The sequence below is a fragment of the Streptomyces sp. NPDC001407 genome (assembly GCF_042895325.1).
Classification (GTDB): domain Bacteria; phylum Actinomycetota; class Actinomycetes; order Streptomycetales; family Streptomycetaceae; genus Streptomyces.
Genome location: NZ_JBIAWF010000009.1, coordinates 169,989 through 189,230 on the forward strand (window position 1 = coordinate 169,989; position 19,242 = coordinate 189,230).

Consider the following 19,242-nt stretch of genomic DNA (forward strand, 5'->3'; position numbering starts at 1 on the left):
ATGAAGGACGTGACCCCCCTCGTCGACGGATGGCTGGCACAGGACATCGATGCCTGGGCGCGCCGCATCGTCCGCCACCACCTCGACCCCGAGACCGGCGCCCCGTACTGGCTCAAGCGCGCCGCCGAACTCGGCATCGACCCCGCCGACATCACCTGCTACGCGGACCTCACCGCCTTCGGCCCCATGCCGCTCGGCGTCCTGCGCACGCTCGACCCCACCGACCTGGTGCCCCAGGCGGTGCCCCGCCCGCTGTCCGGACGGATCTGGGACTCCGGCGGCACCACGGGCAGCCCCTGCCGCGTCTTCTACACCGAGCCCATGCTCGAGCACCGTGCCGCCTGGCGACGCTGGATCATCGAACGCGAGGGCTTCGAGCCCGGCCGCGTCTGGCTCCAGGCCACCCCGACCGGCCCCCACCTCATCGGCCACGGCGCCGCCGACCTGGCGGACCTCTACGACGGCCGCGTCTACGGCATCGACTTCGACCCCCGCTGGGTCAAGCGCATGCTGCGCAACGGCAAGCTCAAGGAAGCCCAGGAGTACACGGCACACCTCATCGACCAGATGGCCGCCGTCCTGGAGAGCCAGCCCGTCGACTACCTCGTCACCACACCCGCGCTCCTCCAGGCCCTCATCAAGGCCAGACCGGAACTGGTCGCGGAACTCAAGGGCGTACGCCTCAGCGGCACCCACGCCACCCCCGCGATGCGCCGCGCCTTCCACGAGGCGCTCGGCGGCGGACTGGTCGTCGTCACCTACGCCAACACCTTCGGCAACACCGTCGGCCTCCCCGTGGAGAACGACGGCGCGCTGATGCCCTACCTGCCCAACTACCCGCAGGTGACCATGGCAGTGGTCGACAAGGACGACTGGTCGAAGGTCGTCGGATACGGCGAACAGGGCCAGGTCCGGCTCACCGTCCTCCACGACGATCTCTTCCTGCCGAACATCCTCGAGCGCGACCTCGCCGTGCGGTACGACACGGGCGACGCCTGGCCCTGCGACGGCGTCGCCAACGTCCGGCCGCTCCAGGTCGTCCGGTCGGCCCCCGAGGGCATCTACTAGCACGCCCGGGCGGGGCCGCGGCGCCCCGCCTCCAGGCGGCCGTGCCGCGGCCCCTCCCGCCCGGGACCGGCGCCTTCCGCCGGTCGCCCACAACCCCCACCACCCCTCGCCACGCCCCTCACCGGGCGCGACAGGGTGCTCCCGGCATGCCCGGGACGGGCCGGTGTCCCGGCCGCACGTGTCAGCGGATGACACCGGGTGCCGACGGCACCGCCGGGCACCGCGAGCGCCCCCACACCGACAAAGCAATCACTGTCACACCCATGAAGCCGGGAGCGCTGTTCCGTCGCGCTCGGCGTCCCACGTTCTGGTCCCCAGGGAGTCACGCACATGAAGGGTTCCGAGGCCGCCCGCCCGAACATGGCGGACACTCCGATCGCAGTGGTCGGACTCTCGTGCCGCCTCCCCGGGGCACCCGACCCGGCCGCCTTCCGCGACATGCTCCGCAACGGCGCCGACGCGATCACTGAGGTCCCCGCGGAACGGTGGAACGCGGACGACCTCCTCGACGGGCACGCCCCCCGGCGCGGCGGCTTCCTGGACCAGCGCCAGGTGGACCACTTCGACGCGGCCTTCTTCGGCGTCTCGCCCCGCGAAGCCGCCGCGATGGACCCGCAGCAACGACTCGTACTCGAACTGGCCTGGGAGGCCCTGGAGGACGCGGGCATCGTCCCCGACCGCCTCCGCGACAGCTCCACCGGTGTGTACATCGGCGTCATCGCGGACGACTACGCCACCCTCCAGAGGCGACGCGGCATCGACGCCATCGACCGGCACAGCTTCACCGGACTGCACCGCAGCATCATCGCCAACCGCGTCTCCTACCACCTCGGCCTGCGCGGCCCCAGCCTGACCCTCGACGCGGGCCAGGCGTCCTCCCTCGTCGCCGTCCACCTGGCCTGCGAGAGCCTGCGCCGCGGCGAGAGCACGGTCGCCGTCGCCGGGGGAGTCAACCTCATCCTCGCTCCCGAGAGCAGCGTCGGCGTCGCCAGGTTCGGCGGCCTGTCACCCGACGGCGTCAGCTACACCTTCGACGCCCGCGCCAACGGATACGTACGCGGCGAGGGCGGCGGCGCCGTCGTCCTCAAACCCCTCGCGGACGCCCTCGCCGACGGCGACACCGTCCACTGCGTCATCCGCGGCAGCGCCGTCAACAACGACGGCGGCGGCACCCACCTCACCACTCCCCGGCAGGCCGCCCAGGAGGACGTGCTCCGGCGCGCCTACGAGCAGGCCGGGGTGGATCCCTCCCGGGTCCAGTACGTCGAACTCCACGGCACCGGCACGAAGGTCGGCGACCCGATCGAGGCCGCGGCCCTCGGCGCCGTCCTGGGCACGGCCCGCCGGGACAGCGGCACACCGCTCCTGGTCGGCTCCGCCAAGACCAACGTCGGCCACCTGGAAGGCGCCGCGGGCATCGTGGGCCTCATCAAGGCGGCCCTCGGCCTCAGGCACGGCGAACTCTTCCCCAGCCTCAACTTCCGCACGCCGAACCCGGACATCCCCCTGGACGAACTGAACCTGCGCGTCCAGACCGACATCAGCCCCTGGACCCCCGACCCGGACACCGACGCACCACGCACCGCCGGCGTCAGCTCCTTCGGAGTGGGCGGTACGAACTGTCACGTCGTCCTCACCGAGGCGCCTGTGGCGATTGCGGAGGAGGAGTCGGCGTCGGTCGAGCCGCCGGTGGTGGTGCCGTGGGTGGTGTCGGGTAAGTCCGAGGCCGCGTTGCGGGGGCAGGCGGAGCGGTTGCTTGCGCATGTGGGTGAGCTGTCGCCTGTGGATGTGGGTTTCTCGTTGGCGGCCGGGCGGGGTGTGTTCGAGCACCGGGCTGTGGTGCTGGGAGATCACCGGGATGGTTTGAGCGCTCTGGTCGATGGGCGCGAGGTCCCGGGCGTGGTGCGGGGGCGTGCTGCCGGTGGGGATGACCGTGTGGCGTTCGTGTTCCCGGGGCAGGGTTCGCAGTGGGTCGGTATGGCTGCCGGTCTGCTGGAGTCTTCGCCGGTGTTCGCGGAGCGGATCGCGGAGTGCGGGGCGGCGTTGGCGCCGTATGTGGACTGGTCGTTGACCGATCTGCTGCGTGATTCCCAGAACGCCGCCTGGCTTGAGCAGGTGGACGTCGTTCAGCCGGTGCTGTGGGCCGTGATGGTTTCCCTGGCCGAGGTGTGGCGTTCGACGGGTGTGGAGCCGGCCGCTGTCATCGGGCATTCGCAGGGTGAGATCGCGGCCGCGTGCGTTGCGGGTGCGCTCTCTCTGGAGGACGCCGCGAAGGTGGTAGCGCTGCGGAGTAAGGCTCTTCGGGTCCTTTCGGGCCGTGGCGGGATGGTCTCGGTCTCGCTGGATGTGAAGGCCGTTGAGGAGCGGCTGGACGGGCGTCTGGCGGTTGCAGCCGTCAATGGCCCCGCCACGGTGGTCGTTTCCGGTGACAACGACGCCCTCGACGAACTCCTCGCCAACTGCGAGGCCGATGGCATTCGCGCGCGTCGGATCGCGGTGGACTACGCCTCGCACTGCGCGCACGTGGAGGAGATCGAGAGCGCGCTCCTGCGGGACCTCGCCGGTATTTCCCCGCGTCCGGCGTCCGTGCCGTTCTATTCGACGGTGACGGGGTCGGTGCTGGACACGAGCGGCCTGGACGCCGGGTATTGGTATCGCAACCTGCGCCAGACCGTCCGCTTCCAGGAAGCCGTCCAGGCCCTCCTGGACGACGGCTTCCGCCTGTTCGTGGAGTCGAGCGCTCACCCGGTCCTGACCGTGGGCATCGAGCAGACCGCCGAGAACCACAGCATCACCGCCGTCGGCTCCCTGCGCCGCGACGAGGGCGGTCTCGACCGCTTCCTGACCTCCGTCGCCGAGGCCTTCGTAGGCGGGGCTTCCGTCGGCTGGGCCAAGTTCTTCGACGGCACGGGTGCGCGTCGCGTGGACCTCCCCACGTACGCCTTCCAGCGCAGCCGTCACTGGCTGGACACCTCGGCCGAGGCGCAGGCCAGTGCACCGGCTACGGACGCCGCTTCCGAGCTCCGCGCGCGTCTGGGGGAGCTGGGCGAGAGCGAGCAGGAAGAAACGCTCCTGGACCTGGTGCGTAACCAGGTGGCCACGACGCTGGGTTACGACGCGCCGGAGGCCGTCGACGCCGGGCAGACGTTCAAGGAGCTCGGCTTCGATTCGCTGGGCGCCGTCGAGTTCCGCAATCGCCTGAACACCATCACGGGATTGCGGCTGCCGACGACCCTGCTGTTCGACTACCCCACCCCTGCTGTCCTCGCACGCCACCTGAGTGCCTCCCTCCTCGGCGTCGAGCAGGTGGCGGCCACCCCCGTGCCGACCGCGGCGGCCGATGACGACCCGATCGCGATCGTGGGCATGAGCTGCCGGTTCCCGGGCGGGATCGGGTCGCCCGAGGAACTCTGGGACCTGGTCGCTTCCGGTGGGGACGCGATCGGTGGATTCCCGGCGGACCGTGGCTGGGACCTGGCCGGCGTCTACTCGCCGGAGCGCGGAAAGCCGGGGACGACGTACACCCGTGAGGGCGGATTCCTCTACGACGCCGGTGACTTCGACGCGGAGTTCTTCGGGATCTCGCCGCGTGAGGCGCTGGCGATGGACCCGCAGCAGCGGCTGCTGCTGGAGACCGCGTGGGAGGCGTTCGAGCGGGCCGGCATCGCCCCGGACGGCCGGTCGAAGAGCGAGACGGGTGTCTTCGTCGGCGCGATGTCCCAGGACTACGGGCCCCGGATGCACGACGCCTCGGACGGGCTTCAGGGCTACCTCCTCACCGGCAACAGCGTCAGCGCCGCCTCGGGCCGCATCTCGTACGCCTTTGGGTTCGAGGGTCCCGCGGTGACCGTGGACACGGCGTGCTCGTCGTCCTTGGTGGCCTTGCACCTGGCGGCGCAGTCGCTGCGGCAGGGGGAGTGCTCGCTGGCTCTCGCGGCCGGTGTGACCGTGATGGCGACCCCGGGGCTGTTCGTGGAGTTCAGCCGCCAGCAGGGCGTCGCACCGGACGGCCGCTGCAAGCCGTTCTCCGCGGACGCCGACGGGACGGGCTGGTCCGAGGGCGCCGGCGTGCTGCTGCTGGAGCGGCTGTCGGACGCGCGGCGCAACGGTCATCGCGTGCTGGCCGTGGTGCGTGGCTCGGCGGTCAATCAGGACGGTGCGAGCAACGGTCTGACGGCGCCGAACGGTCCGTCGCAGCAGCGGGTCATCCGTGCGGCGCTGGCGAGCGCCGGGCTGTCGGCTGCCGAGGTGGACGCGGTCGAGGCACACGGTACGGGCACGACCTTGGGTGACCCGATCGAGGCGCAGGCTCTGTTGGAGACCTACGGCCAGGGTCGGGCGGCGGACGAGCCGTTGTGGCTGGGGTCGGTGAAGTCCAACATCGGTCACACGCAGGCGGCTGCCGGTGTTGCCGGGATCATGAAGATGGTGCTGGCGATGCGGCACGGAGTGCTGCCGCAGTCGCTGCATGCCGACGAGCCGTCCTCGCATGTCGACTGGTCGGCGGGCGCGGTGGAGCTGCTGGCCGAAGCCATGCCGTGGCCGGAGAGCGGTCGGGTGCGGCGGGCGGGTGTGTCGTCGTTCGGCATCAGTGGCACGAACGCGCATGTGATCGTGGAGCAGGCGCCGGAGGCGCCGGAGGTTCCGGCTGCTGCGGGTGAGTCGTTGCCTGTGCTGCCGTGGGTGGTGTCGGCGAAGTCCGAGGCGGCGCTGCGGGGGCAGGCGGAGCGTCTGCTGCCGGTGGCGCGGGACGAGGACGTTGCGGCTGCCGATGTGGCGTACTCGTTGGTGGCGGCGCGGTCGGTGTTCGAGCACCGTGCGGTGGTGGTTGCTGCGGACCGGGCGGGCTTCGAGGCCGGGCTGGGCGCGGTGGTGTCGGGTGAGCCTGGTGCTGGTGTGGTCCGGGGGGTTTCGGGCCCGGGGAAGCTGGCGGTGATCTTCTCGGGTCAGGGCAGTCAGCGGCTGGGTATGGGCCGGGAGCTCTATGGCGCTTTCCCGGTGTTTGCCGAGGCCTTCGACGAGATCTGCGGGCACTTTGACGGTCTGCTGGAATGGCCGTTGCGTGACGTCGTGTTCGGGGATGACTCAGCCCGTCTGGATGCGACGGTGTTCACGCAGTGCGCGCTGTTCGCTGTGGAGGTTGCTCTTTACCGGTTGGCTGCTTCGTGGGGTGTGAAGCCGGATTACGTTGCCGGGCATTCGATTGGTGAGATCGCGGCCGCGTATGTGGCCGGGGTGTGGTCGCTTGCGGATGCGTGTGCGTTGGTGGCGGCGCGTGGCCGGCTGATGCAGGCGCTGCCGTCGGGTGGTGCGATGCTGGCGGTGGAGGCGGACGAAGCATCCGTCCGTACGGCTCTCGCGGGCTACGCGGATGTGGACATCGCTGCCATCAACGGCCCGTCCTCGGTGGTGGTCTCCGGTGCCGAGGTGTCGGTGGCGGGGCTGGAAGCGGCGTGGCGCGGTGAAGACCGCCGGGTGCGGCGGCTGCGTGTCTCGCACGCGTTCCACTCGCCGCTGATGGAGCCGATGCTGGCCGACTTCCGCAAGACGGCCGAGCAACTGTCGTACGAGGCTCCGCGCATCCCGTTCGTCTCCAACCTGACCGGTGCGCTCGCCACGGCTGAGGAAGTGTGCGACCCGGACTACTGGGTGCGCCATGTCCGCGCGACCGTCCGTTTCGCCGATGGCGTGGAGTGCCTGGCGGACCAGGGGGCAACAACCTTCCTGGAGCTGGGCCCGGACAGTGTGCTGTCCGGCATGGGTCAGGACTCCGCCCCGCACCTGCTCTTCGCCCCGGCCCTGCGCAAGGGTCGCGACGAAGCGCCGTCGTTGTTGGAGGCTCTGGCTCAGGTCTATGTCCAGGGCCACTCCGTGGACTGGGCTGCGATGCTCGCCCCGGCCCGCCCCCGGCAGATCGAGCTGCCGACCTACGCCTTCCAGCGCGAGCGCTACTGGGTGCAGCCTGTCCAGCACGAGCCGCGTGTTTCCGATGGCGGTTGGCGATATCACGCGGTGTGGTCGCCGTTCGCGGAGCCGGCCGGGTTGTTGTCGGGTGACTGGCTGGTGGTTGTTCCGGCCGGTCTGGCTGGTGATGCGTGGGTCGATCAGTGTGTTGCTGGTCTGGCTGGTCGTGGTGCGCGGCCGGTGGTGCTGGAGGTTTCCGGTACTGACCGTGAGGTGATGGCTGAGCAGTTGCGGGCGCATGCTGGTTCCGATGGTGTGGTGTCGTTGCTGGCGCTGGCCGACGGCCGTGTTGCGGAGTTCGGTTCGGTGCCGACTGGCGTTGCGTTGACGCTGACCCTGGTCCAGGCTCTTGGCGATGCCGGTGTGACGGCTCCGTTGTGGTGTGTGACGCGTGGCGCGGTTGCTGTCACTTCCAGCGAGCGTGTGGCGGATCTGGATCAGGCGCAGTTGTGGGGTCTGGGTCGTGTGGCGGCGTTGGAGCTTGCTGGTCGTTGGGGTGGTCTGGTCGATCTTCCCGAGGTCCTCGATGAGCGTTCGGCGGGGCGTCTGGCGGCTGTTTTCCGGTCCGGTGAGGGCGAGGTCGCGGTCCGGTCTGCCGGGATCTTCGGTCGCCGGGTCGTGCGTGCTTCGGTGAGTGCCGGTGTCGATGCGTGGCGTGCGTCGGGGACGGTGCTGGTCACGGGTGGTACGGGTGGTCTGGGCCGGCATGTGGCGCGTTGGCTGGCGGGTGCGGGTGCTGAGCATCTGATGTTGGTGTCGCGTCGTGGTCCGGCTGCTGAGGGTGTGGAGGAGCTGCGGGCGGAGCTCGCGGATCTCGGTGCGCGGGTGTCGGTTGTGGCGTGTGATGTGGGTGACCGTGCGGCCGTGGCCGGCCTGTTGGAGCAGGTGCCGGCTGACGCCCCGCTGACTGCGGTGGTGCACACGGCCGGTGTGCTGGACGACGGTGTTCTCGACGGGCAGTCCGTTGCCCGGTTCGAGGATGTGCTGCGGTCGAAGGCCGAGGCTGCGCGTCATCTGCATGAGCTGACCCAGGACATGGATCTGTCGGCGTTCGTGTTGTTCTCGTCGTTCTCCGCGACGGTCGGTGGTGCCGGTCAGGCCAACTACGCGGCGGCGAATGCGTATCTGGATGCGCTGGCGGAGCTGCGGCGCAGTGAGGGTCTCCCGGCGACCTCGATCGCGTGGGGTCCCTGGGCCAACGACGGCATGGCCCGTTCTGTTGCCGATCGCTGGGCACGGCACGGACTGCCCGCGATGGCTCCCGAGGCGGCGATCGCCGAGTTGGCGAACGCGGTCAACGACCCGGCGGCAGCCTCGCTGCTCGTAGCCGAAGTCGACTGGGACACCCTCGCGCAGGCCAGGGCAGGCGCGCGATCGTCCTCCCTGCTGAAGGGGCTGACCGAGCAGGCTGCGCGCGAGGCCGCCGACAGCGGTACCACCTCGGCCGATGCCACCCTCCGTCACCGGATCAGCGGTCTGGCGCCCGCCGAACAGGAGCGGGCCGTCCTGGAATTCGTGCGGTCCCACGTGGCCGCCGTGCTCGGGTACAGCCGACCGGACGCCGTCGATGTCGACCGGGCCTTCAAGGAGCTCGGCTTCGACTCGCTGGCGGCCGTCACCCTGCGCAACCGCATCAACGCCGCCGCAGGACTGACCCTTTCGAGCACGCTGCTCTTCGACCACCCCACGGCGAGGGAGCTGGCACGCTTCCTGCGCGACGAGGCGCTGGGGCTGCGGTCCGACGCGGGATCGGCCCTGCCCGCAGTGGCGGCGACGGACGACGAGCCGATCGCCATCGTGGCCATGAGCTGCCGCTTCCCCAGCGACATCCGGACTCCGGAAGAGCTGTGGGATCTGCTGGCCGACGGGCGGGAGGTGCTGACCGACTTCCCCGCGGACCGTGGCTGGGCTCTCGACACGCTCTTCGCCCCGGACCCGGACGAGCACGGCAAGAGCTACGTCCGGGAGGGCGGCTTCCTCGCGAAGGCCGGTGACTTCGACCCGAAGTTCTTCGGGATCTCGCCGCGTGAGGCGCTGGCGATGGATCCGCAGCAGCGGCTGCTGCTGGAGACGTCGTGGGAGGCGTTCGAGCGGGCCGGGATCGACCCTGCCGCGCTGCACGGCAGCCCCACCGGTGTGTTCATCGGCAGCAACGGGCAGGACTACGCGACGAGTCTGCGCGAGGCGTCCCCCGAGAACGTCGAGGGCCACCTGGTGACCAGCAGCGCCGCCAGCGTCGTCTCCGGCCGCATCTCGTACACCTTCGGGCTGGAGGGCCCGGCGGTGACCGTCGACACCGCGTGCTCCTCTTCGCTGGTGGCCCTGCACCTGGCGGCGCAGGCCCTGCGGCAGGGCGAGTGCACGCTCGCGCTGGCCGGCGGCGTCACCGTGATGTCCACCCCTGAACTCTTCGTGGAGTTCAGCCGCCAGCGCGGCCTGGCCTCCGACGGTCGCTGCAAGGCATTCGCGGCGGCGGCGGACGGCACGGGCTGGGGCGAGGGCGTCGGTCTGCTGCTGCTGGAGCGGCTGTCCGACGCGCAGCGCAATGGGCACCAGGTGCTGGCGGTCGTGCGTGGCTCGGCGGTCAATCAGGACGGTGCGAGCAACGGTCTGACGGCGCCGAACGGTCCGTCGCAGCAGCGCGTCATCCGTGCCGCGCTGGCGAACGCCCGGCTTTCCGCTGCCGAGGTGGATGTTGTGGAGGCGCACGGTACGGGCACGAAGCTGGGTGACCCGATCGAGGCGCAGGCGCTGCTTGCCACGTACGGCCAGGAGCGCTCTGAGGACCAGCCGCTGTGGCTGGGCTCGATCAAGTCGAACATCGGGCACACCCAGGCCGCCGCCGGCGTCGCGGGCATCATGAAGATGGTCCTGGCGATGCGCCAGGGCACCCTCCCGCGCACGCTGCATGTCGACGAGCCGTCGCCGCACGTCGACTGGACAGTCGGCGCCGTCGAGCTGCTGACGGACGCGATCGCATGGCCGGAAACCGGTCGGCCTCGCCGGGCGGGCGTGTCGTCCTTCGGTGTCAGCGGTACGAACGCGCACGTGATCCTTGAGCAGGCGCCTGTGGCGGTTGCGGAGGAGGAGTCGGCGTCGGTCGAGCCGCCGGTGGTGGTGCCGTGGGTGGTCTCGGGCAAGTCCGAGGCTGCGTTGCGGGCGCAGGCGGAGCGGCTGTTGGCGCATGCGGGTGAGCTGTCGTCGCTGGATGTGGGTTTCTCGCTGGCAGCTGGCCGGGGTGTGTTCGAGCACCGGGCTGTGGTGCTGGGAGATCACCGCGATGGTTTGAGCGCTCTGGCGGAGGGGCGTGAGGTTCCGGGTGTGGTGCGGGGTCGTGCTGCCGGTGGGGATGACCGTGTGGCGTTCGTGTTCCCGGGGCAGGGTTCGCAGTGGGTCGGTATGGCTGCCGGTCTGCTGGGGTCCTCGCCGGTGTTCGCGGAGCGGATCGCGGAGTGCGGAGCTGCGCTGGCGCCTTACGTGGACTGGTCGTTGACCGGGATCCTGCGCGACGCGGAGAACGATGCCTGGCTGGAGCAGGTGGACGTCGTGCAGCCGGTGCTGTGGGCGGTGATGGTCTCCCTGGCGGAGATGTGGCGTTCGACGGGTGTGGAGCCGGCCGCTGTCATTGGTCACTCGCAGGGTGAGATCGCGGCCGCGTGCGTTGCGGGTGCGCTCTCTCTGGAGGACGCCGCGAAGGTGGTGGCACTCCGCAGCAAGGCTCTGCGTGCTCTGTCCGGTCGTGGCGGGATGGTCTCGGTCTCCCTGAACGAGGAGGCAGTTGAGGAGCGGCTGAACAGCCGACTTGCCGTCGCAGCGGTCAATGGCCCGGCCACGGTGGTGGTTTCCGGTGACAACGACGCCCTCGATGAGCTCCTCGCCGGCTGTGAGTCGGACGGCATTCGCGCGCGTCGGATCGCGGTGGATTACGCCTCGCACTGCGCACACGTGGAGGAAATAGAGAGCGCGCTGCTGCGTGACCTCGCGGGTATATCCCCGCGTCCGGCGTCGGTGCCGTTCTATTCGACGGTGACCGGTGGCGTGCTGGATACGGGCACGCTCGACGCTGCCTACTGGTATCGCAATCTGCGTCAGACCGTCCGCTTCCAGGAAGCCGTCCAGGCACTCCTGGACGACGGATTCCGTCTCTTCGTGGAGTCCAGTGCCCACCCGGTCCTGACCATGGGCGTCGAGCAGACCGCCGAGAACCACGACGTCACCACGGTGGGTTCCCTCCGCCGCGACGAGGGCGGCCTCGACCGCTTCCTGACCTCCGTCGCCGAGGCCTTCGTAGGCGGGGCTTCCGTCGATTGGGCCATGCTCTTCGACGGCACGGGTGCGCGGCGCGTGGACCTCCCCACGTACGCCTTCCAGCACCAGCGCTACTGGATCGAGCCGTCCGCAGCCCGCCAGGGCGATGTCACGTCGGCCGGTCTGTCCGCCGCCGACCACCCGCTCCTGGGCGCCGCGGTCACTCTGCCCGCCTCGGGCGGGGCGCTGCTCACAGGGCGGCTGTCGCTGCGTGCGCACGCGTGGCTGGGTGAGCACGCGGTGCTGGACCAGGCGATGCTTCCTGCCTCCGCCTTCGTGGAGTTGGCGCTGCGAGCGGGGGACGTGGTCGGCTGCGACCGTGTCGAGGAGCTCACGCTGGAAGCGCCGTTGCTGCTGCCGGAACAGAGCTCGGTCCAGGTGCAGTTGACGGTGAGCGGCCCTGACGGAAGCGGCGCGCGTTCGCTCGACGTGCACGCCCGCCTTGAGGACAGCGCGGACCGGCCCTGGATCCGGCATGCCTCCGGTGTGCTGGTCTCCGCGGCCGACGGGAGCGCGGCGGCCGGTGCGGCGGAGCTGAGCGCGTGGCCGCCTGCGGGTGCGCGGGCCGTCGACCTGGCGGGGTTCTACGAGCGTCTGGCGGACTCCGGTGTCACGTACGGCCCGGTCTTCCGCGGGCTGCGCGCCGCCTGGCGGCGCGGCGACGAGGTCTTCGCCGAGGTCGCGCTGCCCGAGGAGGCGCGCGCGGAGGTGGGCCGGTACGGGATCCACCCCGCCCTGCTCGACACCGCGGCGCAGGCGGGGCTGGGCCCCCTCGGCGGTGGTCTCGCCGACGGCATACGGCTGCCGTTCGTGTGGCGCGGTGTGTCCCTGTACGCGACGGGTGCCTCGACAGTGCGCGTGCGGCTCGCGCCGACGGGGGCCGACGGTCTGTCCGTACTGATCGCCGATGCGGCGGGTGCGCTGGTCGCACGGGCGGACGCGCTGGTGGCCCGCCCGGTGTCGCCGGAGCAGTTGGCGGCAGCGGCCGACTCCGCCACCGGGGCCCGTACGGCCGACGGACCGGGGCGTACGACCGTGGCGCGGCGTGCGCTGGCCCAGGCCGCACCGGACGCGGAAGAGAACTCCCTGCGGCGGAGCCTGCTGAAGGCGAGCGAGGCGGAGCGGCAGCGCACGCTGCTGCGGCTGGTCCAGGAGCAGGCGGCCGCCGTGCTCGGCGAGGCCACACCGGACGCGGTCGCGCCCGAACTCCCCTTCAAGGAGCTCGGCTTCGACTCGCTCACCGCCGTGGAGCTGCGCAACCGGCTCAACACCGCGACCGGTCACCGGCTGTCGGCCACCTTGGTCTTCGACCACCCGACCCCGGTCGCCCTCGCGGATCACCTGCACGCCGAGCTGCTCGGCCTCCAGGACGACACCACCGAGGCGGCCCCGCCCGCGGTCCGGGCGGCGACGGACCAGGAGCCCATCGCCATCGTGGCGATGAGCTGCCGCCTGCCCGGCGGCGTGCGGTCGCCCGAGGACCTGTGGGAGCTGCTGACCGAGGGCCGTGACGCGATCTCCGGGCTGCCCCGGGACCGTGGTTGGGACCTCGACCGGCTTTACGACGCGGACCCCGACAACCCGGGCACGACGTACACCCGTCACGGCGGCTTCGTCGACGACGTGAGCGGTTTCGATCCGGCGTTCTTCGGGATCTCGCCGCGCGAGGCGACGGCGATGGACCCGCAGCAGCGGCTGCTCCTGGAGACCGGCTGGGAGGCGTTCGAGCGCGCGGGCATCGATCCGGCGTCCCTGCGGGGGAGCGAGACCGGCGTCTTCATGGGCGCGGGCTCCCACGGATACGGCACCGGCCCGCACGACCCGTCGAGCGGTGTCGAGGGCTATCTGGTGACGGGGAACGCCCTCAGCGTCACTTCCGGGCGCCTCGCGTACGTCTTCGGCTTCGAGGGTCCGGCCGTGGCCGTGGACACGGCCTGCTCGTCCTCGCTGGTGGCCCTGCACCTGGCCGTGCAGTCGCTGCGGCAGGGCGAGTGCTCGCTGGCCCTCGCCGGCGGCTCCGCGATCATGTCCACGCCGTGGACCTTCGTCGGCTTCAGCCGTCAGCGCGGCCTGGCCCCCGACGGCCGCTGCAAGCCGTTCGCCGCGTCCGCCGACGGCTTCGGCCCGGCGGAGGGCGTCGGCGTCCTGCTGCTGGAGCGCCTCTCGGACGCCCGCCGCAACGGCCACCAGGTGCTGGCCGTCGTCCGTGGCACCGCGATCAACCAGGACGGTGCGAGCAACGGTCTGACGGCGCCGAACGGTCCCTCGCAGCAGCGCGTCATCCGTGCCGCGCTGGCGAATGCCCGGCTGTCGGCCGCCGAGGTCGACGCGGTCGAGGCGCACGGCACGGGCACCAAGCTCGGTGACCCGATCGAGGCACAGGCGCTGTTCGCGACGTACGGCCAGGACCGGCCGGAGGGCCAGCCGCTGCTGCTGGGCTCGATCAAGTCGAACATCGGTCACACGCAGGCGGCCGCCGGTGTGGCCGGTGTGATCAAGATGGTGCTCGGCATGCAGCACGGAGTGCTGCCTCGGACGCTGCACCTGGACGAGCCCTCTCCCCACGTCGACTGGTCCGAGGGCACGGTGCGGCTCCTGGCCGACGACGCGCCCTGGCCGGAGACGGGCCGGCCGCGACGCGCGGGCGTCTCCTCGTTCGGCATGAGTGGCACGAACGCCCACGCCGTGCTGGAACAGGCACCGCAGGACGCCACGGCCGACGGCGACGACCGGAACGCGAAGTCGCCGGCGGTGGTGCCGTGGGTGGTCTCGGCCCGTTCGGAGAGCGCGCTGGCCGCGCAGGCGGAGCGGCTGCTTGCGCATGTGGGTGAGCTGTCGCCTGTGGACGTGGGGTTCTCGCTGGCGGCCGGCCGGGGTGTGTTCGAGCACCGGGCCGTGGTGCTGGCGGGGCATCGGGACGGTCTGAGCGCTCTGGCGGAGGGTCGCGAGGTGCCCGGCGTGGTGCGAGGCGTCGCGGGCTCGCGCGGGCAGGCGGTGTTCGTGTTCCCGGGGCAGGGTTCGCAGTGGGTCGGTATGGCTGCCGGTCTGCTGGAGTCCTCGCCGGTGTTCGCGGAGCGGATCGCGGAGTGTGGCGCTGCGTTGGCGCCGTATGTGGATTGGTCGTTGACCGATCTGCTGCGGAGTGACGACGCTGGCTGGCTTGAGCAGGTGGACGTTGTTCAGCCGGTGCTGTGGGCCGTGATGGTTTCCCTGGCAGAGGTGTGGCGTTGGGCCGGTGTGGAGCCTGCCGCTGTGATCGGTCACTCGCAGGGTGAGATCGCGGCCGCGTGCGTGGCCGGTGCGCTGTCTTTGGAGGACGCGGCGAAGGTGGTGGCGCTGCGGAGCAAGGCTCTTCGGGTCCTGTCCGGCCGTGGCGGGATGGTCTCGGTCTCGCTGGATGTGAAGGCCGTTGAGGCGCGGCTGGACGGCCGACTCGCGGTGGCGGCGGTCAATGGCCCGGCCACGGTCGTGGTTTCCGGTGACAACGACGCCCTCGATGAGCTCCTCGCCGGTTGTGAGGCGGACGGCATTCGTGCTCGTCGGATCGCGGTGGATTACGCCTCGCACTGCGCGCATGTGGAGGAGATCGAGGACGCGCTCCTGCGGGACCTCGCCGGAATCACTCCCCGCCCGGCGTCCGTGCCGTTCTACTCGACGGTGACCGGTGGCGTGCTGGAGACGAGCGGTTTCGACGCTGCTTATTGGTATCGCAACCTGCGTCAGACCGTCCGCTTCCAGGAAGCCGTCCAGGCGCTCCTGGACGACGGATTCCGTCTCTTCGTGGAGTCCAGTGCCCACCCGGTCCTGACCATGGGTATCGAGCAGACCGCCGAGAACCACGACGTCACCACGGTGGGTTCCCTCCGCCGCGACGAGGGCGGTCTCGACCGCTTCCTGACCTCCGTCGCCGAGGCCTTCGTCGGCGGGGCGTCCGTCGATTGGGCCAAGCTCTTCGACGGCACGGGTGCGCGTCGCGTGGACCTCCCCACGTACGCCTTCCAACACCAGCGCTACTGGCTGGAGTCGGCCTCCGCGGCAGCAGGTGATGTCACCTCGGCCGGTCTGTCCGCCGCCGATCACCCGCTCCTCGGTGCGGCAGTGACCCTGCCCGCTTCCGACGGGGTGCTCCTGACAGGGCGCCTGTCGCTGCGTACGCACCCCTGGCTCGCCGATCACGCGGTGGCCGGTGTCACGCTGCTGCCGGGTACGGCCTTCGTGGAGCTCGCGCTGCGGGCCGGGGACGCGGTCGGTTGCGGCCGGGTGGAGGAGCTGACACTGGAGGCTCCCCTCGTACTGCCCGAAGACGGCGCGGTCGACGTGCAGTTGCTCGTGGGCGGTACGCAGGACGACGGGCGTCGGGAGCTGAGCGTGTACGCCCGGCGCGACGACGCGTCCGACGCGTCGTGGACCCGGCACGCTTCCGGCGTCCTGGTCTCCGGAGTCGCCGGCGACGAGGCTGCCGAGCTGGGCGTGTGGCCGCCGACGGGCGCGCAGGCGGTCGACATCGGCGGGCTCTACGACCGGCTCGCCGCCACCGGACTGACGTACGGCCCGGTGTTCCGTGGGCTGCTCGCCGCCTGGCGGCGCGGCGACGAGGTGTTCGCCGAGGTGGCGCTCCCCGAGGAGGCGCGCGGCGAGGCGGGCCTGTACGGGCTGCACCCTGCCCTGCTCGACACGGCGCTGCACGCCTGGCTGACGGGCACCGGCCCGGAGTCCGAGGAGGTCCGGCTGCCGTTCGTGTGGCGTGGGGTGTCCCTGCACGCGAGCGGTGCGTCCACGCTGCGCGTGCGGCTGGCTCCGGCCGGTGCCGACGGCATGTCGGTGCTGGTCGCCGACGCCGCCGGAGTGCCGGTGGCGTCGGCGGACGCGCTGGTGACGCGGGTGGTCGCGAACGACCAGTTCGCGTCCCCGGCGGGGATGAGCGACGTGCTGTACCGAGTGGCATGGAACGCCGTGCCCGACGCCACCATGGCCGCTTCCCAGGGGAGTTGTGCCGTCGTCGGAGCCGACCCGTACGGTCTGCTCGGGGCGCTCAAGACGGCGGAGCGGTCCCCGCAGGAGTACACGGATCTCGCGGCGCTGGAGGAGCACGTGCTCTCCGGCTCTCCCGTCCCGGACCTGGTGTTCGTCAGCCTTGCCTCGGGACCGTCCGAGGACGTCGCCGCGGCGGCGCGGGAGGTCACGCACCGGGCGCTGGACGTCGTACGGGCGTGGCCGGCGGCCGAGTGCTTCGGCGAGGCCCGGCTCGTGCTGGTGACGCGGGGCGCGGTCGGCGTCGCGGCGGCCGAGGAGCTGGGGGACCTTCCCGCGGCCGCCGTGTGGGGGCTGGTCCGGTCGGCGCAGGCCGAGTACCCGGAGCGGTTCGTCCTGCTGGACGTGGACGGAGCCGACGCTTCTCTGGAGGCCCTGTTCGAGGCCGCGGCCACCGGGGAACCGCAGCTGGCCGTGCGCGACGGGCGGACGCTCGTACCGCGCTTGGCAGGCGGCGCCGCCGACGGCGTGCTGGTGCCCGCCCGCGACGCGTCGGCCTGGCGCCTGGAGGCCGCCGAGGCCGGAACGCTGGAGGGCCTGGCCCTGCTGCCGGCCCCGGAGGCCACCCGTGAACTCGGCGAGCACGAGGTGCGGGTGGCGGTACGCGCCGCCGGACTGAACTTCCGCGACGTGCTGATCTCCCTGGGCATGTATCCCGACCAGGCGCTGATGGGCGGCGAGGGCGCGGGCGTGGTGGTGGCCACCGGCCCCGGGGTGTCCTCGGTCGCCGTCGGCGACCGGGTGATGGGCATCTGGTCCGGCGGCTTCGGCCCGCTGGTCGTCACCGATCACCGCACGCTGGCGCGGATACCGGACGACTGGTCGTTCACCGAGGCGGCGTCGGTCCCGGTGGTCTACGTGACCGCGCTCTACGCGCTGCGCGAGCTGGCCCGTGTGCGGCCCGGCGAATCGCTGCTCGTGCACGCCGCCGCGGGTGGTGTCGGCATGGCGGCGGTGCAGCTCGCCCGCGCGTGGGGAGTCGAGGTGTTCGCCACCGCGAGCCCGGCCAAGTGGGACGCGCTGCGGGCGCTGGGCCTGGACGACGCGCACCTCGCGTCGTCGCGCACGGTGGAGTTCGCGCGGCGCTTCGCCGACGCCTCGGGCGGCCGCGGTGTGGACGTCGTGCTCAACTCCCTGGCAGGGGAGTTCATCGACGCCTCGCTGGGGCTCCTCGGCGAGGGCGGGCGTTTCGTCGAGATGGGCAAGACGGACCTCCGCGACGCCGCCGACGTGACGGCCGCGCACCCGGGGGTGACCTACCGGGCCTTCGACCTCGGCGAGGCGGGCCCGGAACGGATCGGCGCGATGCTGGCCGAGATCCTGGCGCTCTTCGCGCGCGGCGAACTGCGCCTGCCGCCCACCCGCGTGTGGGACGTGCGCAGGGCCCCGGAGGCGTTCCGGTTCATGAGCCAGGCACGCCACGTGGGCAAGCTGGTGCTGAGCGTTCCGGCCACCCTGGACCCGCGGGGCACCGTACTGATCACGGGCGCCGGAGGCGTGCTCGGCGGCCTGGTCGCGCGGCACCTCGTCGTGGAGCACGGCGTGCGCAGCCTGCTGCTGGTCAGCCGGCGCGGACCCGCCGCCGACGGCATGCCGGAACTCCAGGCGGAGCTCACCTCGTTGGGCGCCTCGGTGCGCGTCGCCGCCTGCGACGTCGCCGACCGCGACGCGCTGGCGGAGCTGCTGGCCGAACTGCCCGACGGCCACGCCCTGACGGGCGTGGTCCACGCCGCGGGCGTCCTGGACGACGCGACCCTCGCGTCCCTGACGCCGGAGCGCGTCGACGCGGTGCTGCGCGCGAAGGCGGACGCGGCGTGGAACCTGCACGAGCTCACGCTGCGTTCCGATCTCGCGCTGTTCGCGCTCTTCTCCTCGACCGCGGGCGTCATCGGCTCCGCGGGCCAGGCCAACTACGCGGCGGCCAACACCTTCCTGGACGCCCTGGCGCAGCACCGGCGTGCGCTGGGCCTGCCCGCGGTGTCCCTCGCCTGGGGCCTGTGGGGTGAACGCACCGGCATGACAGGCCACCTCAACCAGGCGGACCTGGCCCGTATGACGCGTGGCGGCCTGGTGCCCTTCTCCTCCGAGGAGGGCCTGGCGCTCCTCGACGCGGCGGGCGGCCTGGCCGAGGGCCTGGTGGTGCCCGCACGGATGGACACCGGCGCACTGGCCGCCCAGGCCGCGGACGGCGTCACCCCGCTGCCCGCCGTGCTGCGCGGCCTCGTACGCCGGCCGGCCGTCACGCGGCGGGCCGTGACCCAGGAAACCGAGCGGACCGAGGAGCCGTCGCTGCCGATGCGCCTGTCGGGGCTCGCCCCGGCGGAGCGGCGGCGGACACTGCTGCGGCTGGTCCAGGAACACGCCGCCACGGTCCTCGGCCACGGCTCGGTGGCCTCCGTCGTGGCCGACCGCGGCTTCCTGGAACTCGGCTTCGACTCGCTCACCGCGGTGGAGCTGCGCAACCGGCTCAACGCGGCCACCGGGCTGCGCCTCCCGGCCACCCTGATCTTCGACTACCCGACCCCCGAGGCGCTCGCCGGACTCATCGGGGAGGAGATCGCGCCCGCGCCGGAGGAGGCGGGCGGGGGAGCCTCACTCGGCACCGAGATCGACAGGCTGGAGGCCGTACTCCGCGACACCGGCGCGGACACCGACGCCGCCACCCGCGAGATGGTCACCGCCCGGCTCAAGGACCTGCTGTCCACCGTCTCCGCCTGGGACGTGGCCGGCGACGGCCCGGCGGCCGACGCTCCCACCGCGGTCACCGAGCACCTGGAGACGGCGGAGGCCGACGAGCTCTTCGCCTTCATCGACCAGGAGTTCGGCACGTCGGAGGAGTTCGGATCCGCTTGATCTCCCCGATGAACGCCC

At 71.8% G+C, this 19,242-nt stretch carries 2 protein-coding genes; both read left to right on the top strand.

Features of this window, described 5'->3' with window-relative positions:
* On the top strand, positions 1-1,068 hold the full coding sequence (locus tag ACFY1P_RS15485; RefSeq protein ID WP_361524834.1) for an arylcarboxylate reductase: 1,068 nt from the start codon (positions 1-3) through the stop codon (positions 1,066-1,068).
* A gap of 330 nt (positions 1,069-1,398) precedes the next feature.
* Complete coding sequence (locus ACFY1P_RS15490; RefSeq protein ID WP_390750845.1) at positions 1,399-19,224, top strand: SDR family NAD(P)-dependent oxidoreductase; 17,826 nt, start codon at positions 1,399-1,401, stop codon at positions 19,222-19,224.
* Positions 19,225-19,242: the final 18 nt, after the last annotated feature.